21 protein-coding genes, 1 tRNA gene and 3 pseudogenes are annotated in these 23,510 nt (G+C 40.6%); 15 read left to right on the plus strand and 10 right to left on the minus strand.

Annotated elements, in window-relative coordinates:
• Positions 1-92 precede the first annotated feature (92 nt).
• From NXX38_RS00595 to NXX38_RS00610, 4 genes and pseudogenes are all read left to right on the plus strand, one after another.
• Positions 93-3,464: a TonB-dependent receptor gene (locus tag NXX38_RS00595; protein ID WP_148365295.1), complete on the plus strand. Its 3,372-nt coding sequence runs from the start codon at positions 93-95 to the stop codon at positions 3,462-3,464.
• A gap of 5 nt (positions 3,465-3,469) precedes the next feature.
• Positions 3,470-5,311, plus strand: coding sequence for a RagB/SusD family nutrient uptake outer membrane protein (locus NXX38_RS00600; protein WP_258978297.1), 1,842 nt, complete (start codon positions 3,470-3,472; stop codon positions 5,309-5,311).
• Positions 5,312-5,330: 19 nt separating this feature from the next.
• Positions 5,331-6,005, plus strand: coding sequence for a DUF3823 domain-containing protein (locus tag NXX38_RS00605; RefSeq protein WP_148365297.1), 675 nt, complete (start codon positions 5,331-5,333; stop codon positions 6,003-6,005).
• Between the two features lie 71 nt (positions 6,006-6,076).
• Positions 6,077-7,655 (plus strand): annotated as a pseudogene (locus tag NXX38_RS00610) (arylsulfatase).
• Positions 7,656-7,789: 134 nt separating this feature from the next.
• On the opposite strand, the gene NXX38_RS00615 reads toward NXX38_RS00610, so the two are convergent.
• The 5 genes and pseudogenes from NXX38_RS00615 to NXX38_RS00635 form a co-directional block, all read right to left on the minus strand.
• Positions 7,790-8,440, minus strand: coding sequence for a MarC family protein (locus NXX38_RS00615; protein WP_074638710.1), 651 nt, complete (start codon positions 8,438-8,440; stop codon positions 7,790-7,792).
• Positions 8,441-8,501: 61 nt separating this feature from the next.
• Positions 8,502-9,194: a YjjG family noncanonical pyrimidine nucleotidase gene (locus tag NXX38_RS00620; protein WP_258978298.1), complete on the minus strand. Its 693-nt coding sequence runs from the start codon at positions 9,192-9,194 to the stop codon at positions 8,502-8,504.
• Between the two features lie 96 nt (positions 9,195-9,290).
• A complete protein-coding gene (locus NXX38_RS00625) occupies positions 9,291-10,148 on the minus strand; it encodes a hypothetical protein (protein WP_074638712.1) in 858 nt (285 codons plus the stop codon).
• Between the two features lie 33 nt (positions 10,149-10,181).
• Positions 10,182-10,855 (minus strand): annotated as a pseudogene (gene rsmI / locus NXX38_RS00630) (16S rRNA (cytidine(1402)-2'-O)-methyltransferase).
• Positions 10,856-10,867: 12 nt separating this feature from the next.
• Positions 10,868-11,530 (minus strand): hypothetical protein, encoded by a 663-nt coding sequence (locus NXX38_RS00635; RefSeq protein WP_234133629.1) that lies wholly within the window; start codon positions 11,528-11,530, stop codon positions 10,868-10,870.
• 140 nt (positions 11,531-11,670) lie between these two features.
• Between NXX38_RS00635 and NXX38_RS00640 the strand changes: the two genes are divergently transcribed.
• The 11 genes and pseudogenes from NXX38_RS00640 to NXX38_RS00690 all read left to right on the plus strand — a co-directional run bounded on the left by NXX38_RS00640 (position 11,671) and on the right by NXX38_RS00690 (position 18,593).
• Positions 11,671-12,270 carry a thymidine kinase gene (locus NXX38_RS00640; protein ID WP_004299175.1) on the plus strand — a complete coding sequence of 200 codons (600 nt, stop codon included), beginning with the start codon at positions 11,671-11,673 and terminating at the stop codon, positions 12,268-12,270.
• A gap of 20 nt (positions 12,271-12,290) precedes the next feature.
• The gene (locus NXX38_RS00645; protein ID WP_099147502.1) at positions 12,291-13,424 is read left to right on the plus strand and encodes an AI-2E family transporter; all 1,134 of its coding nucleotides are present in this window, start codon (positions 12,291-12,293) and stop codon (positions 13,422-13,424) included.
• Between the two features lie 94 nt (positions 13,425-13,518).
• Positions 13,519-13,594 (plus strand) — tRNA-Lys (locus tag NXX38_RS00650).
• A gap of 658 nt (positions 13,595-14,252) precedes the next feature.
• Positions 14,253-14,580 (plus strand): annotated as a pseudogene (locus NXX38_RS00655) (molybdenum ABC transporter ATP-binding protein).
• Between the two features lie 34 nt (positions 14,581-14,614).
• Positions 14,615-14,791: a ribonuclease P gene (locus NXX38_RS00660; RefSeq protein WP_258978299.1), complete on the plus strand. Its 177-nt coding sequence runs from the start codon at positions 14,615-14,617 to the stop codon at positions 14,789-14,791.
• A 144-nt stretch (positions 14,792-14,935) separates the two neighbouring features.
• On the plus strand, positions 14,936-15,196 hold the full coding sequence (locus NXX38_RS00665) for a hypothetical protein (RefSeq protein ID WP_258978300.1): 261 nt from the start codon (positions 14,936-14,938) through the stop codon (positions 15,194-15,196).
• A 2-nt stretch (positions 15,197-15,198) separates the two neighbouring features.
• Complete coding sequence (locus NXX38_RS00670) at positions 15,199-15,435, plus strand: hypothetical protein (RefSeq protein ID WP_258978301.1); 237 nt, start codon at positions 15,199-15,201, stop codon at positions 15,433-15,435.
• Between the two features lie 694 nt (positions 15,436-16,129).
• Entirely contained in the window at positions 16,130-16,504 is a 375-nt protein-coding gene (locus NXX38_RS00675) for a single-stranded DNA-binding protein (protein WP_258978302.1), read from the plus strand.
• 683 nt (positions 16,505-17,187) lie between these two features.
• Positions 17,188-17,754 carry a phosphoribosyltransferase gene (locus tag NXX38_RS00680; protein WP_258978303.1) on the plus strand — a complete coding sequence of 189 codons (567 nt, stop codon included), beginning with the start codon at positions 17,188-17,190 and terminating at the stop codon, positions 17,752-17,754.
• A gap of 1 nt (position 17,755) precedes the next feature.
• Positions 17,756-18,244, plus strand: a complete 489-nt coding sequence (locus NXX38_RS00685) for a DUF1273 domain-containing protein (RefSeq protein WP_258978304.1) — start codon at positions 17,756-17,758, stop codon at positions 18,242-18,244.
• 106 nt (positions 18,245-18,350) lie between these two features.
• Complete coding sequence (locus tag NXX38_RS00690) at positions 18,351-18,593, plus strand: DUF6926 domain-containing protein (protein WP_258978305.1); 243 nt, start codon at positions 18,351-18,353, stop codon at positions 18,591-18,593.
• Between the two features lie 294 nt (positions 18,594-18,887).
• Here the strand turns inward: NXX38_RS00690 and tnpC are convergent, their stop codons facing one another.
• The 5 genes from tnpC to NXX38_RS00715 form a co-directional block, all read right to left on the minus strand.
• Entirely contained in the window at positions 18,888-20,555 is a 1,668-nt protein-coding gene (gene tnpC / locus NXX38_RS00695; RefSeq protein WP_258978306.1) for an IS66 family transposase, read from the minus strand.
• Between the two features lie 225 nt (positions 20,556-20,780).
• Entirely contained in the window at positions 20,781-21,020 is a 240-nt protein-coding gene (gene tnpB, locus NXX38_RS00700) for an IS66 family insertion sequence element accessory protein TnpB (protein WP_258978307.1), read from the minus strand.
• A gap of 4 nt (positions 21,021-21,024) precedes the next feature.
• Positions 21,025-21,381, minus strand: a complete 357-nt coding sequence (gene tnpA / locus NXX38_RS00705; protein ID WP_258978309.1) for an IS66 family insertion sequence element accessory protein TnpA — start codon at positions 21,379-21,381, stop codon at positions 21,025-21,027.
• Between the two features lie 498 nt (positions 21,382-21,879).
• Positions 21,880-22,479 (minus strand): hypothetical protein, encoded by a 600-nt coding sequence (locus tag NXX38_RS00710; RefSeq protein ID WP_258978310.1) that lies wholly within the window; start codon positions 22,477-22,479, stop codon positions 21,880-21,882.
• Positions 22,469-23,413, minus strand: a complete 945-nt coding sequence (locus NXX38_RS00715; RefSeq protein ID WP_258981814.1) for a phospholipase D-like domain-containing protein — start codon at positions 23,411-23,413, stop codon at positions 22,469-22,471. The genes NXX38_RS00710 and NXX38_RS00715 overlap by 11 nt, the downstream gene beginning before the upstream one ends.
• Between the last annotated feature and the right edge of the window lie 97 nt (positions 23,414-23,510).

A 23,510-nucleotide genomic window follows, 5' to 3' on the forward strand; every position in this document is an offset into this window, starting at 1 on the left:
TGGCGGAAGGCAGTGTCAGAGGGTATATACACCCGATTTTCAGCTTGTAAAGTTACATCTTTTTTATTGTTTAATGATTAATTTCCTATAAAATGAGTAACATCAAGCATCTCTTTTCCCGAATATTATATATTATTATATTTTTATCAAGTAGTCTAAGTGTCATGGGGCAGATCACTCTCACCATGAAAGACAAACCTTTGAAGAAAGTGATAAAACAGATAGAAAAAGTAAGTGAATATCGTTTCTTCTATAATGAAGAGTTGGCTAATCTCAATAAGGCAGTCTCTCTCGAAGCACAGAATAGCAGTATAGAAAAGGTTTTAAAAGAGCTTTCTTCGCAGGCTCCATTCAGTTATCTGATTAAGCCTAATTTCCAGATTGTATTATCTGACGAATTGCCTTCACAACAGACAAAATTACAGAGCATAACAGGGCGTGTAGTAGACACAGCGGACAATCCTATAATCGGTGCAAACGTGTTAGTGAAAGGAACTACCAATGGAGCCATCACAGATATTGACGGTAATTTCTCCTTAGAAAAAGTTCCGGTACAATCACAACTGCAGGTATCTTATATCGGATATGAGACTAAGGAACTGGCCGTAGTTTCCGGAAAGACAAATGTCAAAATCATAATGGCAGAAAACACCAAATTATTAAATGAAGTCGTAGTGACTGGCTTTGGCCTTGCTCAAAAGAAAGCCACCCTGACAGGAGCTATCGCCTCCATAGGAGCTGATGATATAGGCAGATCTTCAGCGGTAAACACTTCCGGAGCATTAGTTGGAAAGGTAGCCGGATTGAACTACAGATCTACAGACAGTCGCCCGGGAAATGCCACTACCTTGCAAATCCGTAACATGGGAACACCCTTATTTGTAATTGACGGCGTGCAGTCTGATGAAGGCCAATTCAATAATATTGACTTTAATGACATCGAATCCATTTCCATTCTGAAAGACGCCTCTGCTTCCATTTATGGTGTACGTGCCGCTAATGGAGTCATTGTTGTAACCACCAAGAAAGGAAAGAAAAACAGCAAAAGTACAGTTACGCTAAATACTTATTATGGCTGGCAACATGTATCACGCTTACCGGAACCGGCAGACGCCGTAACGTATGTAGAGAATTACATACAGTCTGAAACGATTCAGGGAAAGACGTCCCGTTTATATAATAAAGAAGATCTGGAGAAATGGCGGCAAGGTACAGAAAAGGGATATGTGCCATTTAACTGGTATGATTACATCTGGGTGACTTCTCCGCAATATTATGTCAATGCCAATGTTTCCGGAGGTTCGGACAAGATCAATTATTATTTCAGTGTCGGACACATGAATCAGGAATCTGCCATTCGCAATTATGGCGGTATGAAACGATACAACGTACAAATGAATGTCGAAGCACAGGTCACTGATAAATTCAAAATCGGCATGAACATGAACGGACGTATCAAACAGTTGAAGAATCCGGGTGTACCGGGAACCGACGACTATTCAAACCCGACAGCGGCCACCTACCGCAATCTACCGACTGTCCGCCCGTTTGCCAATGACAATCCTAACTATCCGGCATCAGTAGGCTCTGACAATGGCTTAAACTTCGGATTATTGAATTTTGAGAAAAGCGGAACCTTTGAAGACACTTGGCGAATGGCCCAATTAAACCTGAACGCAGAATATGAAATTATCAAAGGACTCAAAGCTAAAGCCTTGTTCGGATATTATTTTGCAAGCGAATTACTTAACAATCAAGAATATACCTATCGTGTCTATAGATATGACGAAGCAACGGACGAATATGTAGATGTGGGTGGACGCGCCAGTGCCTGGAGGGAAAGAACGAATGCTTATGTGGAAGAGTTGACTTCAAACATTCAACTGGCTTATGAAAAAGCATTCGGAGCACATTCCATCAATGCAGTTGTCGGCTTTGAAGCAATAAAAAGAGACACCCCAAAGTCTTGGCTGCATGCCATCCCGGCTTCCAACTCATTGCATCTGATCTATTATGATACGATTGACAAATACGAAGATACCGGTAACAATACGGAAGCACGTTTAGGCTGGCTGGGACGTTTCAACTACAACTACGCCAACAAATACCTGATAGACTTCTCCGCACGCTATGACGGTTCATGGAAATTCCCGCCCAATCATCGCTGGGGTTTCTTCCCTTCCGCCTCATTAGGCTGGAGAATATCAGAAGAAAACTTCTGGAAAGAATCAAGAATAGCTTCAATTTTCAGCGATTTAAAGATCCGGGGATCTTATGGATTGGTAGGAGATGACAACGTTGACGGCTACAGTGCTTTCGACTATATGACAGGCTACGACTACAAACAGGGAGGAGGAGTAATCGACGGTTCCTATATCATTGGTACTACCCCACGAAACCTGCCTGTTACCACGCTCTCATGGGCAAAGGCTAAAATTCTGGACATTGGTCTCGACGTTGCTTTCCTGAACAACCGTTTATCAGGAAGCGTAGATTTCTTCCGACGTATCAAAACCGGTATTCCGGCTTCCCGTGACGATGTATTACTTCCGGAAGAAGTGGGCTTTGAGCGTCCCAAGGAAAATCTCAATTCCAATGTTCATACCGGATATGATTTGCTTGCACGTTGGAGTGATAAGGTCAATGACTTTCACTATTCTATCAGTGCCAATTTCACCTATTCCCGTTTCTACAACTGGGAACAGTATAATCCTAAGTTCAGTAATTCATGGGATGAATATCGTAATTCTACATGGCATCGTTTCGGAAATGTCAACTGGGCATACGAGGCAGACGGCCAGTTCCAAAGTTGGGAAGAGATTGCGTCGTGGCCGATTGACAATGACCAGAAAGGAAATACGACATTACGCCCGGGTGATATCAAATATGTCGATCAAAATGGGGATGGCATAATCAACGATATGGACAAACGCCCCATCGGATACAAAGAAGACTCCACACCCGTTCTGAACTTTGGATTTAACCTTGCATTCGCATGGAAAGGTTTCGATTTAGCATTGGATTTCTCCGGTGCGGGAATGTCTACCTGGAATCCGACATTAATTCAAAAAATCCCATTTAACAATAATGGAAACAACCCGGCTTACTATATGGAAGATACATGGAGACTAGCCGACATTTTTGATGCAAACAGTGACTTGATTCCCGGAAAATACCCGACATTACTAATCGGAAACAATGCCAATAATCACAGTAATTATTGGGAAAGTTCTTTCTGGAAGTACAATGTCCGCTACTTAAAACTGCGTAATCTGGAATTTGGTTACACTTTCCCTAAAGAGTGGCTGCAAAAATGCAGAATTAACAGTCTAAGGTTATATCTTGCCGGACAGAACCTGTTCACACTCACCAATGTACCTATCGATCCGGAAGTTTCAGCCGGTAACGGAACAGCTTATCCAAGTATGCGAATTATCAATCTGGGTTTAACACTTAAATTCTAAAAGCAATGAAATATATAAAAGGATACCTGTTATTGAGTTTAACTTTGATATTAGGATCTTGTTCTGATTTTTTAGATCGTGATCCCGATCAGATATTGACAAATGACCAGATCTTCAGCGATGCTAAAATGATTAACTCCGTATTGGCCGGTTTTTATGGAAATACAGAGAATTGGGGACAAAGTTTTGCTACTCCCGCCAGCTTTACTAAAGTGGACGACGGTTGCGTGACCGATGGTGGCCGTGATAACATGCAGGAATACAGTGACAATCAATGGCGAGTTTATCCATATAAATATATTCGCAATTTAAATCAGTTCCTGGCGGGATTAAGAGCTACAACCGTACTTGAATCTACAGAGAAATTGCGATATGAAGGTGAAATTCGCTTCTTACGCGCCTGGGCATATTTTAGTATGTGCAGAGGTTTAGGCGGTGTACCTATTGTGAATGATAACGTATACGAATATGAGGCAGGAATGGATGTTTCAGATTTGGCTGTTCCCCGTTCCAAAGAATCAGAAGTCTACGATTATATCATCAATGAATGTGCGACTATTGCAAATTACCTGCCTACAAAGCCTACCACCAATGCCGCCCGTGCCACACGCTGGGCTGCCCTGATGTTAAAAGCACGTGCTGCCGTTTATGCAGGATCATTGGCCAACTACAATAATAAGATGGTTGCCCCTATACGCACAGAAGGAAATGAAGTCGGTATTCCGGCGGAAATGGCTACCCCATATTACGAAACAGCATTGGAAGCAGCCAAAGAGGTGATAACTCAAGCTTCTGCCTATTACAACCTGGACATAACGGTTCCTAATGATCTGGGACAGAATTTTTATAATGCAGTCTGTGTCAAAGAGAATAATCATGAAGTGATCTGGGCCAAAGATTATGCATATCCAGGAGCCACCCATGGATTCACACAAAAGAATATTCCCGCTTCTCTAGCAGAAGATCAGGAACGTTGTTATTCCGGCGCAGTATTAAATCTGGTAGAAGCATTTGAATACAAAGACAACCGCGACGGCACAATCAAAGTTAAGGATGAATCCGGAAATTACATCATGTACAGTCGGCCGGAAGATGCCTTTGCCAATAAAGATGCCCGGTTGTGGGGAACCGTACTTTATCCGGGAGCCAAATTCAGAGGTAGTGAAGTAGTGTTGCAAGCTGGTCAGAAAGTGCCCGACGGAAACGGAAATTGGAAAGAAATCATAGGTAAAGCCGATTCTTACGATGACAATAACCGCCTGATAACTTCTATCAACGGACCAATGGAATCAAATGAAATCCGTATAAACAAAACAGGTTTCTTCTTCCGCAAATTCCTGGACGAAACCATCGGTGCTTCTACCAATTCAAAGATGAGTACCATGTGGTATCCTCGTTTCCGTATTTCAGAAGCATATATGATAGCTTGTGAGGCTGCTTATGAGCTTAATAAAACCGGAGAAGATGATCCGTTGAACTACATCAATCCTGTTCGTACACGCGCCGGTATCAGCGAACTGGAATCAATCACATTGGAAGATATTGTTCACGAATACCGGGTGGAATTTGCATTGGAAGATCATCGTTACTGGGATCTGAAACGCTGGCGCCTGGCTCACGAAATCTGGGATGGTAATTCGGAAAATCCGGATGCGCAGCTCTACGAGCTATTCCCTTATCAGGTCAATGATCCGGGAAGCGCCAATGACAAGATGTGGGTGTTCGACAAAAAGAAAGCCTACATGGTTCCTTACCCCCGCTATTTCCAGATGAAGAACTATTATAACTTCTTCGATAACAGTTGGCTCAACAAGAACCCGCTATTAGTGAAAAATCCGTATCAGTAAAACATAAAACTGTAAAACAATGAAAAAAATAGGAACTATATTTTCTTTGCTTTCACTTTCCCTGCTTGCCGTAAGTTGCGGTTTAGACAATTACGACGAACCCGAATCAGTTCTGGAAGGGAAAATCACGTATGAGGGAAAACAACTCGGTTTGAAAGGTACAAACGGAGGTATTCAACTACAACTGTATCAGGATGGTTATGCCAACCATGATCCTATCACCGTGTATGCCACACAGGACGGAACTTTCTCTGCAGTACTTTTCGATGGTCCGTACAAACTGGTAACTAAAGACAAAAACGGTCCCTGGGTGAATAAACGCGATACCATATATGTGGAAGTAAAAGGAAAAACACAGTGTGAAGTAAAAGTCACCCCTTATTTTACAATATCAGACGAAAATATCACATTGGATAACAACATCGTATCCGGCACGTGCAATATACAGCAAATAGTACAGGATGCAAAGATAAACCAGGCAATGCTGCTCGTCAGCAAAACAACTTTTGTTGACGAGAACACAAATATAGCCCGGCAAAATTTATCCAATATAAATCCCGGAGTAACAAATATTTCGCTGGATATTACGAGTAATCAGAATGTACAGTCGGCCAAAGCCCTATTCGCCCGCATCGGTATAAAAGCGAACGGAGCGGACCAAGCTGTCTATTCAGAAATTTTCAGACTGAAATAATTCACCTGAGAAATAATTTATAAGTATATTTGTCAAACAAATAAACTAACCCAAAAATAAAACAAAATTGTATGACAAACAAAAACATGTTATTAATGGGAACTGCATCCTTACTGTCTCTGCATGCAGCAGCCCAGAATGACCCAAAGCCCAACATTGTCTTAATTATGGTGGACGATATGGGATATTCCGACCTAGGGTGCTACGGAGGAGAAATTCCTACGCCCAATTTGGATAATCTGGCAAAGAAAGGAGTACGCTTTACCCATTTCTGCAACACAGGACGCTCCTGTCCTTCCCGTGCCAGTCTGCTGACCGGACTTTATCCCCAACAGGCAGGTATCGGAATGATGTCCGAAGATCCTCACTCTGCCGAAGATCATGGAGTGCACGGATATATGGGATATTTGAACCGTAATTCAGTCACTATAGCAGAAGTGCTGAAAGAAGCCGGTTATCATACCTATATGTCGGGGAAATGGCATGTCGGTATGCACGGACAAGAGAAATGGCCGTTGCAACGTGGCTTCGATCATTTTTATGGTATCTTGTCGGGAGCTTGCAGTTATCTGCAACCTCATGGAGATCGCAATCTGACTTTAGACAATCAACAGTTGCCTCCACCGGAACAACCTTATTACACTACTGACGCATTTACTGATTATGCGATTAAATTTGTCGATGAACGCCCCAAGGATGACAATCCGTTCTTCCTTTACCTGGCATACAACGCTCCCCATTGGCCGTTACATGCTAAACAGGAGGATATAGACAAGTTTGTAGGCAAATATCGGAAAGGTTGGCAGAAAGTACGTGAAGCCCGTTTGAAACGTATGATTAAAATGGGATTGGTGGACAAAAACTGGGACCTTGCTCAATGGGAGGGTCGCCAATGGTCCGAACTGACCGAGGATGAACAAATAGAACTGGATAGGAAGAATGTCAGTATATGCGGCACAAGTTCATTGCATGGATTATAATGTGGGACGGTTAATAAAGTACCTGGAAGAAAAAGGGGAGCTGAATAACACCTTACTTATTTTCTTGTCGGATAATGGTGCATGTGCCGAGCCTCATCGTGAGAAAGGTTTCGGAACCATCGATATGATTAACAATCCAAATGAATGGGTCAACCCGTCTTATGGTCTGCCATGGGCACAGGTGAGCAATACACCGTACCGTAAGTATAAAGTAAGAGCGTATGAAGGCGGAACTTCCACTCCATTGATTATTTCCTGGCCCGACAAGTATGCAAAATACAATGGCGAGATAAGACACAACAGAGCTTTCCTGCCCGACATCATGGCAACCTTCATCGATGCAGCGGAAACAACCTATCCGAAGACCTATCACGGAGGAAATGAGATCATTCCTTTGGAAGGCGCAAGCATGCTACCGATACTAACCAATACGGACACCGAATTGCACGAATATATTTTTGGTGAACACTTTGACAACTGTGTAGTATGGTGGAAAAACTGGAAAGCCGTTAAAGACCAGAATTCTAAAGTATGGGAACTTTTCAACTTGGAGAAAGACCGTACAGAACGTGTTGATTTGTCCAGGGAAAATCCCAAAATTCTAAAACAAATGGTAAATGAATGGAACAAATGGGCAAATACACATTATGTATATCCCAAAGGAAAATAGCCACAGAAAGGTAACATAAAGACATGCAAAATATCTAAAAAACGTATCTAAAAGCACTTGCCCCTGTTACAAAAAGAGTTGTAGCAGGGGCAAGTTTCATTATAGGAACTCTCCGTCCCTCATATTCTTATTCATCAGGGAATCATCCCTTCTCTCACAATATCTACCAGAATCGGCTTCAATCCGCTAACGAAACATTCCACTGCAATCACCATCAAAATCAATCCCATAAGACGCATCATCACATTATTACCCGTTTCACCCAAGACTTTTACCAATCTCGTGGAAGCACGAAGAATAAAGAAAGTCAGCAGATAAATCAGGGCAATAGTACCGATCAGTATCCCCTTCATTTCATAAGAATGAGCATCCTGCATCAAAACGATTGCATTGGCAATCGCTCCGGGACCGCATAACATAGGAATACCGAGAGGCGTAATAGAGATATCATCCGCATACGTTTTGATTTCTTCGTCCTTCAACTTCATCGGTGTATAGCGGGCTTGAAGCATATCAAAACCTATCTTGAAGATAATCACCCCACCGGCAATACGGAAACCATTGGTAGAGATACCGAAGAATTTGAAAAGAAACTGGCCGGCAAAGACAAATACCATCAATGTAATAAACGACACAATAGTAGCACGACGTACGATAGACTGACGTTCTTTATCCGTCATACCATGAGTCATGGTAAGAAAGACAGGCATCGTTCCCAATGGATTGGTCAATGTGAAGAATGAAGTGAAACAAAGCAAGGCGAAAGGTAGAAGCGTACTATCCATGATTATATCGTATTTTATGCAAAACTAAAACGCAACAAAAATACGACTTAATCCAGAAAACCTATAATAAATCCATTAATTCTTTCAAGGAATGGATGTGATAAGTAGGGAGGAAAGGGAAAGCAGTCCGTTCTGTCACATTGTAGAAAGCCTGATGCATGCCTACTCCGTGTGCTCCGGTTATATCCGCTTCCCAACTGTCACCAATCATCAGGGATTCGCGCAACTCGGATTGAGTGGCAGACAGAGCAAAATTGAATATCTCCGGCCAAGGCTTCAACACTCCGAGATCTTCCGAGAGAATCACCTTTCTGAAATACCCGTCCACTCCTGCCGAACGCATCTTGCGTGATTGCAATTCACGAAACCCATTGGAAAGGATATAAAGGTTATATTTGGGAGCAAGATATTCCAATACCTCCTTTACATGAGGCATCAAAGTACTTTTGGTAGGGATAATAGCGAAAAAATCTTTCGAAAACTGTTCGGCGAGCATTTCATCTTTCACTCCCACAGCCTGTAAAGGATAAAAGAAACGCTGGCTGTTCAATTCATCCTTCGTTATCTTTCCTTCACCGTACTCAATCCAGAGTTCTGTATTTCTTTGTTGATAAAGAGTATAATAATGATTGAATGAGTCAAAATAGCGGTCAAACGAATATTTCTGATATACTTCCTCAAAAGTGTCACGGGCATTTTGAGAAAAAGCCCAGATGGTATCATCAAGATCAAAAAAAAGATTTTTATATTTCATCAGTAGTTATGCGTATAATAAGAAACAAAAAAGCCAATGTGCTAATTTCTTGAATCCAGGAATCAGCACATTGGCAATTCAAAAGGGATATTTACCTTATTTTACCTGGATAACCAAGTATCTGGATACACTCCAGAATTCAGTAGGATTAGTAATCTTCAATGTCAACTGACCTTTGTCATCTTTTACCAATTCATAAGAACCGGTAGGATGAGTAGTCAGTAACTCAGCACGTTTAGAGTACAACTTGATTTCTTTGGTCGTACGGATATCGATCTGAGTGAAATAATCCTTGTTGAAATCAGCGCTCTTCAATACGTCTCCGCTCTGAAGAATCTTTTGAGCTTTCAATTCAGATTTAGTACCGAATACAAACCAGGCAGCATTCAAGCTCTTTTCCTGTTCGGCAACGGTTTTAGCTTTCGCTTCGTTTTCTGCAGCCAGAGTTTCTTTTGCTACAGACAGATCGCTGACAGCAGCATCCAATTCCTGAATACGGATATTCTTGGAAGCCAGTTCAGTTTGCAGTTCCTCAATACGCTGTTGTTTAGCATTCAATTCAGCAGTCAAAGCGGCAACAGCTTTTTTCATCTGTGCAGAATTGTAATTGCTGTTCTTCAACTGTGCCTGTAACTTTGCAATCTGCGCTTTGTTTTCTTCCATTTGCTTGGAGATGAATTCGATGTCAGAAGCAATCTGTTGCTTAGCACTGGCAGAGTTCTCAGTGATGGTTCCACGCTGCAAGTCAACACGGCTTTCGGCAGCATTGATCTTACGGAAACCTTCCTGAACTTCATTGAAAGTACCCATCATATCATCCAGTTCAGCATTACGCTGGTTCAGTTCCATCAAAAGAGAATCATTTTCAGCTTTCAGGTCTTTACTTCCACCTTTAAAGCCATCACACGAAGCCAACATGGCTACGCATACAAATAAAACAGCTAACTTTTTCATACGTTTACGTTTTACGTTTTTTAATGAAGTTATTTAATCATCTATTCCTGCTAATACAATCACAATCTCGCCCCGGGGTTCGGTAGCGGTAAAGTGTTCTATCAATTCAGCCAAACTGCCCCGAACTGTTTCTTCGTGGAGTTTGGATATTTCACGCGACACGGTTGCCTGACGTTCAGCGCCGAAATATTCGGCAAACTGTGTTAACGTCTTCAACAGACGGTGGGGTGATTCATAAAACACCATCGTGCGGTGTTCTTCCGCCAATGTCTTCAGTCGTGTCTGCCGTCCTTTCTTCTGGGGAGAAATCCCTCGAAGCAGAACTTCTCGTTCGGCAATCCCGATGCAACGAGTGCCGGAACAAAAGCGGTTGCTCCCGGCAAGCACTGCACTTCAATACCGTTGCGCACACATTCACGAACAACCAGAAATCCGGGATCGGAAATTCCAGGCGTTCCGGCATCCGAAATTAGTGCCACCGTTTCACCTGCCTTTATTCTATTAACAACACTTTCCACCGTTTTATGTTCATTAAATTTGTGGTGGGATTGCATTGCATTCTTTATTTCAAAGTGTTTCAGCAAGATACCGGAAGTACGTGTATCCTCCGCCAAAATCAGATCGACCTCTTTCAGGACTTTGATAGCCCGAAAAGTCATGTCCTCCAGATTCCCTACCGGCGTAGGTACCACATATAGCTTTCCCATCTTGTTTTTGTTTTATGCTGATTGATTAAAATATTTCTTTAGTAGCTCCAGAAAGTCGTTCACCGCTTCTTTTTCTTCATTCAATTCGACTTTCGAGGACAGAAACGCGATTGCAGTCTTGTAGGAACTCATTACTGATATCTGTTCGATAACCCGATTCATCAAGTCAGTGTTGCCTCCGAACAGTTCACGAGAAAAACGGAAAGAATCATTCAAACTGATAGAATGTCGCAAGCCGGCAGATAGTTTGAGACTTTCTCCCAACACAGCCGATTTAGGCTCTTCCTCTTTCACAACAGTTTCAACGACAGGTTCCTCCACTATTGCAGGCTCCTCTTCTGCTATTACTAAAGGGGTCTCTTCCGCAACAATAGTCTCTCCCTCCTCGTCTTCTTTCACGTCAACCGATTCGAGAGATTGTATAATAACGGAGGAATCTTCTTCAGACCCGGCAACTTCATCCTTCTCTTCCGCTGTCTCTTCCACAGCTGACGGAGAAATTACCTGAACAGCATCCACCTCCTGTTGCAGTTCGTCCAAACGTCCCTGCATCCGTGTAATGCTCCGCTTCAACAGTTCAGACAAAGTCGGAGTCGGCTCCTTGGTAAATAAATCCATGAGATACTTCAACTCATGAACATCCAACTCAATATCTGTTAATAGCTTCTGTTTCATGTCAGTCCATTGTTTATACGGTGCGAATGTAGGAATAATTTATGCAATAACTTAAAATAATGGATAATTTAACAGTTCTTGCACATTGAATTGCTTACCTTTGTCCACATATTTATTTAATCAAGAAAACACAAAATCTCATGGTATTATTTTCAGAAGACCACATACAGGAGACTAGAAGAAGAGGCCGGATCGAAGTAATCTGCGGTTCTATGTTCTCCGGAAAGACAGAGGAATTGATTCGCAGAATGAAGAGAGCGAAATTCGCGAAACAACGTGTCGAGATATTCAAACCTGCTATCGACACCCGTTATTCAGAAGAAGACGTAGTCTCTCACGACAGCCATTCTATCGCCTCCACTCCCATCGATTCGTCAGCCAGCATTTTACTGTTTACTTCCGAGATAGATGTAGTAGGTATTGATGAAGCGCAGTTCTTCGACAGTGGTTTGATTGATGTATGCAACCAGCTTGCCAACAATGGAATCCGTGTTATCATTGCAGGGTTGGATATGGACTTCAAAGGAAATCCGTTCGGTCCAATGCCACAATTGTGCGCCATTGCCGATGAAGTCTCCAAAGTTCATGCGATCTGTGTGAAATGTGGTCAGCTGGCTTCTTTCTCACATCGTACAGTCAAGAATGAGAAACAGGTTCTTTTAGGCGAAACAGCCGAATATGAGCCTCTGTGCAGGGAATGTTATCTCCGTGCACGAGGGGAAGATGAGCAGAAAGTATAAACTCTATAAAGAAACAGATTATGGAAAGGAAAAAGATAACATTCGACAGTTTTATACGCGGTTCCATCGGATGTGTGTTAGTTGTAGGCATATTAATGCTTGTGGAACGTCTTAGCGGAGTGTTATTACCTTTCTTTATTGCGTGGCTGATCGCTTATATGGTCTATCCGTTAGTCAAATTCTTCCAGTATAAACTACGATTAAAAAGTCGCATTATTTCCATCTTCTGTTCCTTATTCCTCATTACAGTTATCGGAATCACTTTATTTTATCTGTTAGTACCGCCGATGATTTCGGAAATAGGCAGAATGAACGACTTGCTGGTGACTTACCTCACCAATGGAGCCGGCAACAATGTGCCTAAGAATCTTTCTGAATTTATCCACGAGAACATCGATCTCCAGGCACTGAACCGTGTATTAAGTGAAGAGAATATTCTGGCGGCAATCAAAGATACCGTCCCCAGAGTGTGGACTTTGCTTGCAGAATCTCTCAACATTCTATTCAGCATCCTTGCCTCCTTCATTATATTATTATATGTAATCTTTATATTATTGGATTACGAAGCGATAGCTGAAGGATGGTTACATCTGCTACCCAATAAATACCGTACGTTTGCCTCCAACCTGGTTCACGACGTACAGGATGGTATGAACAGATATTTCCGTGGACAGGCTTTGGTTGCTTTCTGCGTAGGTATTCTTTTCAGCATTGGTTTCCTGATTATCGATTTCCCCATGGCTATCGCTTTGGGACTTTTCATCGGAGCATTGAATATGGTTCCCTACTTGCAAATCATCGGTTTCCTTCCCACTATTTTATTGGCGATCCTCAAAGCTGCCGACACCGGACAGAACTTCTGGATTATCATTGCATGTGCATTAGCCGTCTTTGCAATCGTACAAATCATACAGGACACCTTCCTTGTCCCCAAAATCATGGGAAAGATTACCGGACTGAATCCTGCCATCATCCTTTTATCTCTTTCTATCTGGGGTTCATTAATGGGAATGCTCGGCATGATTATCGCCTTGCCACTAACAACTTTGATGCTCTCCTACTACCAACGCTTTATTATCAACAAAGAAAAGATAAAATATGATGAAGTAGAAACTACTGATAATCAAGAAACAAGCCATAACAAGGAAAAATAATTGAAACTTTTTTCTACGGAATGCTTGCAAATTAAATAAAAGTAACTACCTTTGCACCCGCAATCAGGAAATAACTGATTCGCAAATAAGGATTGATTCGCTAGCTCAGCAGGTAGAGCACAACACTTTTAATGTTGGGGTCCTGGGTTCGAGCCCCAGGCGGATCACCAAAATAAAACGCAATATCTTGTAAATCAGAATGTTGCGTTTTTGTTTTTGCTATTTTGCACCACACTTGCACCACTGAATATTAAGAGCGGCCTCTATGGTTTGCTGCTACAAATTACTTGAATCTATTTTTGCTTTCCAAAAAAAAGACTGCTCGATGTCGATTTGATTCATATTCCTCTGCTCTTATACCCTATCGTACCCTATCCTTTTATCTAAAATAAGTTTAGTATCTTCTTGCATATATTATACAAGGATCAGATTAAACTTATTCTGATGACTATCCAATGAAGTTTAAACAGAGGTTTAGTTGCCTCTTGCATATATTATACAAGTACTAAAGTAAACTTGTACTTTACCCTTTATACTATCCTTTTTTGGAAAGTAAGATAGTCTTTCCTATTTTACTCTTACTCATCTTGATTCATCTCTTGTGGCCTTGTTAGTGATTTTAGTTGCAAAGGTAGAAATTTCAATCCCTCATTCTTGCAAGGTCAAGCCTTTGTGTTTCCTACCCAAATCTCCATCCACCATATATGGCGGTAGTATTTGAATAGGAAAACCTTGCATAATGAATTGAAACATCTTTGTTGGCAACAAAATACATAACAAACCCCAAGTAGTTGGTTCAATGAAAGGGGATAAATAAAAAATCGAATTATGGAGATTGCAACAAAATTTGTGAAATGGGAAGTGCCGGAGTTATCAGCACTCCAAAACAGTAAAGCTTATCAGCTTAGGGAGCATCTGAACAAAGGTGGGAAATTGAATCGTATAGGAAAAGAACTGGCTCACAGAAGCCATTAATGGCAATGCCTACTTCCGACGTGGAATACCGCTTAGGGGATGGAATTTTGATTTTACCGATGTGGTTCATCTTTATTGGGTAAAACAGTTCGGGCAAATCTGTGAATATTATGCTGTTGATAAAACAGCTTTAAGAAGCATTCTTCATGGAAGAATCGATAAAATCATTGAGCTAATTTGATATTGAACAGATATTAACTTTTAAACTATATGATATGTACGAATATGAAGAATCAACAGAAATCATAGGTTCTTATTGCTCTTTAGTTGTTCCATACGAAGGTTGCAGTGATGGGACAGTGGTAGGCGATTTTGGAATAGAATTAGTGGTTCGTCTCACTAATGGGAAAGAAATTGTAGTTTATCGTGACGAAGTGATTAGTTATGATTAAAAAATTAATAGAAATGAATAAATCAATAATAAATATGCAAAAAACAAGTTATTAACAATCGAGTTTCGCTATCATGACCAACCAGAAGATGTAACTAATATCGTATGTCGTAAGAAGACAATTACGATTGGTCTCTTTGATACGTTGGAAGAAGCGATTGAGAAAGGCAACAAAGCATTGGAAATCTTATCTAAACACTTCCAGGTTCGCCCGGACGATAAATTTCAACTCCATTATCTTTTTGGCAATCCTTGTAGACTAGTAACCAATTGTTGCTATCCTACAAATGGAATACAGTATTTTGCTAAGATAACACCTTTGAGGTTTGACGATTTATCAAATACCATCAAAGAAACATTTGATGCGTTTGGAAGATATAAACTTTCAAAAGAAGAGGAGATGTAAAAATGAATATAGAACCCACACTTTCAAAAGAAGAAATAATAAGCATTGTATATCATTTATTGAGTCAGATGCAGGAAGGTATAACCGATTTTAAGTTTTACGAGATAGTAAGACAAACTAATGATTTCCTATTGGTTAGCGTAGGTTATACATGGTCTCTAAATGGTCATAAGAAACCAGTAAATAAAATAAACCGTTCTTTCTACAAAGAAGATGGAGATTGGCATATATTAGCCTAAAATCATCCCAAAGAATCCCGTCCATGCGAAAGTCTGAACGGGATTCTTGCACCAGCCGTAACCTCTTATACCTGCTTTCTGCCCTCCGGGTCATCCACTTATAACTGTTCCCATTCGCAAATTGCGACCATGCCACTTTATAAAAATATAGAAAACCATTCCTGAATGGATTTCCCTTGCATTATCTTTTTATGGGAGGCAATAACCGTCAAGCCCATTACAAGACGTGTTTTGTACCACAATCCTGCCTCCATTGTTTTCTCATATACGTAATAATCATTTGTACCATCAATAGCCAGATGCACCATTTACACCATTCATACAACCACCACATCCGACTGATACAGGCTTCTTTGTTATATAGGTTTTCGCTCAACCACAAGCCGATTCTTTAACTTGCCGATATGAACGGATAGCACTTTCCTTTCTCCCCACTGCAATATTTCAACTCTGCTTCACCACTGTATTTTTAGCGAAGTCACATCATTTTTCTTAATGCAAAGCTATAATGCAGCACCGCTGTTGCGGTTACGGGACATTTCATTCTGACCAATGGCGTATCGGTACAATCTTCCTTTTTTTCTGATACTCGGAATAAAAAGAGTATTGAACCGCTATCCTTGGTGCTGCCCTATGACTGCAATATCTTGGTGCATTATAAAAATTGATTGTATAACTTCTAAAAATTATCGTTATGAAAAAGGTTGAAAATTCTTTCGCAGTTACAGGTTTCATTGGTAAGGATGCTGAAATCCGTCAATTCACTTCCGCAAGTGTCACAAAATTCTCCTTGGCAGTCGGTCGAACGGAGACTGTCAGCAAAGAAACCAAAAAAATATCAGCTTTCATGGCTGTGGAGGTTTGGCGCAAAAATGAAAGCGCATCCTTTGAACTATTGAAAAAGGGACAAATGCTAACCGTCCACGGTTATTTCAAACCTGAAGAATGGAGTGATGACAAAGGTAAACATAATCGCATGGTAATGGTTGCCACCGAGTTTTTTGCTACTCCTGAAAAAGAAGAAGCTCCTGTAGAGCAGAAATCCACATCAAAGAAAGCCAAGAAATAATTCTTGGTTCTCTCTAAGAAAAGCGGCTTTCGGGTCGCTTTTGTTTTGCTCATTACATTCTTCTCTTCCCTGTTATAACTGCTGCGGCATCCCTTTTTCATATTTGGTCAGATTCTCCATTTATAACCTCAAAATCAAATCTTGCATCCATTATACCCCAGTAGTAGCCCTATCTTTCTTTTGGAAAGCAGAATAGAAATTTAATACTCTTACATTGTGTTTTTACAGGACTTCTAATACACCATTCCACACCTGCAATCGGTATTTTTTGATTTCTCCAACAATGTCCAGCATTTCCTTTTCTAAATCGGTTTTGCTATCCCTACTTGAATACCTTCCTTTTATACAGAGCTTCTCTTCAGCTGTTATATAACGCTAATCGTCCTACCCATTGCAAGGTTATATCCAAATGCCCTCTCTTGCTCACTCCTATTTTAGAAGAAGGAAGTCATCTTCTTTATCCTGATCCTGCCGATGGATTATTTTTCAGCAAAGGTATCAAGTGCCATTCCAAATATCAAATCCAATGAAGCACAAGTGCCTGTGAAAATCTTCCTCGTATGAATGCGAGCGTATTTTCATCATGGGATTTGCCTTATTGGTGTCACTTCCTTTGCAAAGCCGAAAAATCTCCCTCAGCAGGTTGAAAAGCCTGAATGAAAGGGAAAAATAAAAATCAAGCTATGGCAAAAGTTGATGACACCACCAAAAGATTTTGGAACAAGGTAATTGTAAGTTTCCTCAAGTATTATCCCGTCCGAATTAAGAATGTAGGATTAGAGGAAGAAGTTGCACGGAGAATAGTATGGGACTTCAAAGACGGTAAATCGCATGAAGAAGTTGCTCAAATGACTGCAAAATATTTGAAAGATATGTTCGGAGATAAAGTAAAAGACATCGTTTTTTCTTGTGTTCCTGCATCATCCACAGAGAAGAATGAACTTCGCTATAAGGATTTCAGTGCACGGGTATGCGAATTGTCCGGTGCAGTTGATGGCTACCAGCACGTAAGTGTTACAGGTGAGCGGCTAGCGGTGCATGAACATCGGAAAAACAAAGAAAAGACTGTCAGCAAAGTCAGGATAATTGATTTCGATGAGCCATTTTTCAAAGGCAAGGATGTTTTGTGTTTCGATGATATTTTGACTACAGGCAACAGTTGGGCGGCTTATGGTAGCCAGTTGGAACAACTTGGAGCCAATATCGTGGGTGGCTTCTTTCTTGGCAAAACAACTTATAAGATAATATAACATGGAAAATCTATTTTTGAAAAAAGAGCAATCAGTCGCTTTTACGGGACACCGGTTTATTCCTTATGGAAAGTTACCAATGCTGAAAACCGCATTGAAAAATGTCATTATTGAATTGTATGCAAAAGGTTATACCAATTACAATTGTGGCATGGCTATGGGATTTGACTTACTTTCAGCTGAAGTTATTTTATCATTGACAACCGAGTATAAAGAATTAAGGCTTATTGCAGTTGTACCATATCGCAATCAAGAAGAACGTTTTTCCTTTACTGACAAAAAGCGATACCACTCAATCTTAAAGAAAGCCAATGAAACCATTCTTTTGCGTGAAGATTATTGCCAAGGATGTCTGTTAAGGCGTAATGATTATATGTTGGCTCACTCCAATCGAGTCATTGCTTATTACAATGGAGAAAATAAAGGTGGAACCTTCTATACTTGCAAAAATGCACAAGTGGAAGGTATGCCGATCATAAATCTTTTCTAACCACACGGTAAAAGTCTCATATTCTAAGTTATTGCTGATTACCGATTAAGTATTGGTGAGGAAAGCATGAACTGACGACTAATTATAAACTAGTAAAATTCAAAATATGGAAAAAAGTAAAGAACGTATTCCTACTTGGAGCTTAGGCTACATTATCAATGGTGATGCCACCGGGTTAAATGATGACGAAATCAAAATGATTGATGATCTATTCCACAAACAGCATATTGAATTGGTTTGTCCGGTTAAAGATGGCGAAAAAGCCGGAACGCAACAGTATTTTTCTACATTCCCATTCTTCGGACTTCCTGCTGAAGTCGAGGACTGTTTGGTAATTTACAACATTTAGTGAGGTATCATTGACTATCACGGATAAAAATCAAATGCAATGTTATCTACCTGGTGGATAACATTGTTGTATGCCACCTCCTGTTTTACGAGCGAGCTTTCTTCCTGTTATATTTTTATATCCTCCTTTTATATAGGCTTTCCCACCCGAAAGTAGTAGGAACGTCTGTAAGCCATCGGCTAACTGCGTATAGTGAATCAAAATAAAACCTTGGGATATCATATTTTTATCTCAAGGTTTTCAATGATGTAATGGATGTTGATGATTTCGCAATTCTCTTGGATTTCGTGGATTTCAAAGCAATCCTTTCATTTTCAACTTATCGGGGAGTAAGTCGGCTATATCCATAGTGTAGTCTTCATCGTAATCATGCACATGGTCTAAGAAATAAATCATCCATGTGCGGAAGTCTACGCCGGCAGCTTTGCAACACCCCATGAAACTATAAATGATAGCCGTGCTTTCTGCGGTATCATCATTCTGACAGAATAAATAATTTTTCCTACCCACTGCTACGGGTCTCACTGCATTTTCTATTCCATTATTATCTATATTATATGCACCGTCCAAATGGTAGCGTGATAATTTGTTAAAGCGCTTGTAGGTGTACATAATCGCCTTTTCGATGGGACTTCCTTTAATAACTTTTGCGTGTTCTGCAACCAACCATTTTTCAAATCGTACCAGAATTGGGTAAGCCAAACGTGTTCTTAATTTAGCTGTATCTTCAAACGAAAGCGCCTGATCTTTAATCTGCCGCTCTACCTCATATAGTAACTGGATTTGCTCCAAAGCATTTTCCGCCCGTTCTCTATCATTCTTAATTGCATCAGAGAATTTTCTTCGTGCATGTGCCCAGCAAGATAAGAGGATAACTCCTTTTTTTCCATCCAGCAATTCGTAGCGCTCATAGTCATCGGTTTGGAGAGCACCCTGGTATCCGTTAAAGAGTTTTAGCACTACCTCTCCACTTCTAGAACCTTTGTCCCAATAGAAATACTCACGTCCGGACATAGGATCCCGCACAAGCCAGATATATCCTTTTACTGTCTTGTGTTTATCATTCCGCACAACAGGAAGTGTGGTTTCGTCACACTGTAAATAATTGGTTTTCTTCATTAACTCCCATAATCGGAAGTGCAAGGGCATCAGTAGGTCACTTACCTGTTGGAACCACCCCAGAATAGTAGGCTCCGGGATTTTCAGACCTAAACGCTCAAACTGTTTATACTGCCGGTAGAATGGAATGTGGTCAACGTACTTATCTACCATCAGGTCAGCAAGTAAGGATGATGAGGCATAACTTTTTGCGATTGGTTTGACAGGGCAATCCGCTGTAACGATCAGATGATCCGACTTGCGGATAGCTTTATGGCGATAGGTACGAAGCACATAAAACTTCGTGGGTTCTTTTATTAAAACTTCGGTGTAAAGTGGTTCTTGCTCATCTAGCAGATCCCAGTCTTGGGGGTTGTAACCTTCGGGATATAGATGTTCAATCTTGCGCTCTAAGTTTTCAGGTAGCGATTTGCGGACGGCAATCTTTTTTGCTTTCTCCATACGCTTAGCTCTTGCCTCTTTCTCGGATCTTATTTCTTTCTCGGCTTTGGCAGCCGCTTCCTTTTCTCCTGGCAATAGGTCAACGCCCTCAAAAAGTTCTAACTGTCGTGCCTGAGGATCAGGATTGATGTAACGCTCCGCTTTTCCTCCATATAGTTGACGCTTGAGATAGTCCACTTGTTTTTCCAACTGAGCAATGCGAACCTCCTTCTTCTGGAGTAACGCTTCTTTCTTATTGATTAGGGTGTCCTTTGCCGCCAATTGCTCCTTATGAACCTGCTGTACTTCTTCAGGAGCTATGTTTTGAGCTGTACGTAGCCGGCTGTTCTCTCGAAACAGTCGATCACGATCAGCCATTAATTGGCGTATAAGCTCATCTTTATCAATAGTGTTCTCGGGCATAATCCGTTTGTTTTAGCGATATAAAGATACAAAAAACAAGCGAAATAGCTATACTAATTGATGACTGTTTTATGTTATTATTTTGATTTTGAAGCTGTGTTTTTCTTTTCTGGAATCCATCTTTTTCGATGTTTGACTTTCTGCGCATCTATACCTTGGACCATTAAAACCAGATCACTCCAAAGGGTTTCATACGACACCGTTTTACCCTCTTGAAAATCTATCTCAGGCAGAGAGAACTGCCCACCGGATAGCTTCCATGTAATAAATTACCAAGCCACCATACTCCATGTGAAGTATCTTCATGGCTGTACAAAGCTTATTAATGAAGACAAACGCGTCGCCATCTTGAACATCCATTCCCATTTGATTGGTAACAATACCACTAAGGGTATAGAAGCTCTTGCGCATATCAGTAGGATAAGGGTATAGATAAAACCTATCTGAGGCTGTAAGACTAAACATAAGCTTAAGGTTTTAAGGCGATTAAATACTTTAATATATCCAAATCACATCCATTTTCCAGGTGTAATATTACACCGTTAGGGTATGTTATCTTTATATCCTGAGTCTTTACCGGTATTGTATTTTCTTTTCTGACTTCAATAGAAGTCTGGGCAAGGCGATTGACCGCCCCAGGACTTATGGGAATAAACTCTCTTGGAGTATCCAAGGCGGATAAGGCTTGACTTTTAAGCATTTTAATCCAATAATAGAACCTATTCTCTTTAATGCCTCGCGCTCTGCAAAACTCTAGAACATTAACACCGGAGGCTGTGTATTCATTGTAGAGGATCTTGAAATAATCTAATGTCCAATATACCATAATATTCGTTTTGCTGGCAAAGATAGGAAGGCATACTGAAAATTAATAGACGGAGTTAACCGATCGCTTACGAACGTCTGTTTCTGAATACCACCTCCCTATGGTCAGTCATATTCAGAAAAAGGCAAACAGCGGCACATTCCTTACATCATAGCGCAGGAGTCTCGATTCATCGAAACAACCCAGCCCGTCGATGCCGGAACAAGCCGCTTTTCTTGTTTGCCTCAGCAGACTTCATTGTTTACCCACCCAAGCCTTATCTCTTCCCACTATAGCAAATCCTTATTCCTGCATTATTTTTTGATTTCAGCTAATATTAGTCTTCACTCAAAAACAGGAGACCTTAGAGTAATAATATTTAAATCAACCATGTCAATTCTAATCATAAAAATGATTATACTAGTAAGGGAGATTGAACATTATTCAAGGCGCTAACTTTTATTGGAATCGCGCACACAAGTTTACTCATTTTCTCCTAAACAACTTCATACAAAAAAACTACTTATGAAATATTTCCGGCAAGTCGCGAGTTGGTGTATATACCAAATTTATACGTTCTGTTCCTGGTAATGGGCGGCGTAAATTTGGGTCGTATTTATCATAGTCAACATATATTACTGAGGAATTGAAATCTCTTGCAAAAATACTTGAAGATGCAACCATTGACTTCTTGCCACCTGTGATGTTGATAGTGTAATTCCTACCAGCATTGAAAGCCATTTGCTGCTTCATTATATCATATATGGATGAAAAAGATTCATCTGGGAGTTCTACTCTTTCAAACCCATCCGGGAGAAATTTTGGAAGAAAACGAATATTATCCTCATTAAAAGCCACTTCCTTATCGTGAAATATAACATGCTTGCGAGGTTTCAATGCTCTTGCTGCAAGGATGATTGGCTCGGGGGTAAATCCGAGAACAGAAAATAGCACATCGATAGGGCGTTCTAAAGGCCAATCATTAACTACTCTATTTTCAAAATTGACAATTACTTCCGCAAACAATTGATCGAAGTAGTATTGGCGAGCTTCCGCAAAACGACCTGTTTGGTTCATTTCTTTCCACTCGCTCACGTGAGCTTGAAAATTATTTTCCATTTTCTAAGATTTGATTAATTTTTCTTATTGATTGCAGTCGTTGTTCTTCTGTTAAGATACACCCTAACTCAAAGCCTGTCAGCAATCCTTTGTTCCCATCAATATTTGCGGTAAATAAAGCCCCCTCACTCTCAGTGATTATACACTTAGCATGATTGTCAGCAAATGGAGCGGTCATTCTTTTTACATTCTCAGAACCCAATAACTCCACTAATTGTGTGTGTGTTCTCTCTTTTTGTTTATCTGCCCCCTTGGTGCCATAAAAAAGGGTGACTTTAACACCTCTTTTAATGGCATTGTTTAGTGCTTTCTTGAACTCAGGAAGAAGTTTGACTTGATTATATGACCACGAGACTAGAATTAGAGCTTCTTTCGCTGAATCTGTTAGCTGTATTAATTTGGCATAAATTAACCTATAAGAACAGTCTTTGAGATTGCTATTCCCCGTAGATGATGCTGTCAGCAACAGTCTACTTTTTTTTCCAATATTTTCAAATGCCTTTAGGGAAACTGGTAATCTCTTTTTAAGATAGCGGTAACTCTTTCCATCTTCAGATAAAATGGTGTCGGGATGCACATAGAGCGTATCAAAAATCAATTCAAGATCCTTCAACTCTTCACCACAAACATCCACACCATTCTCAGGATTGCCATAGAGACTGTCCGGTGTGTAATTTGCACTCATTATAAGGCCTTCCTTGCTATCACAAATCAAAAACTTGGCATGTAGATCATCACAAAGATGGACGTGTGCTCCATGTCGATGTAATTCATGCAAGTTTGGTATATGTGGGTCTGTCTCAACTTTAGTGTTTGTTCTAACGTAGCCTCTGTTTTCACTTCCCGTTAGATTGGAAAGCACAAATATGGCCACGCCACGAGAAGCAGCTTCTAAAAGAGCGTCGTTAATACGTCGGTCTTTAAAAAAAGAAATTTCCGGTCTTTATGCTTTCCCGAGCATTGTTTATCAACTCAAAAATACGATCGGTAAGTTCTAAGTTGTTCTTGTCATTAAAGTATAATCTCTCTGC

This window comes from Bacteroides sp. BFG-637 (assembly GCF_024793605.1).
In the GTDB taxonomy this organism is placed as follows: Bacteria; Bacteroidota; Bacteroidia; order Bacteroidales; family Bacteroidaceae; genus Bacteroides; species Bacteroides vicugnae.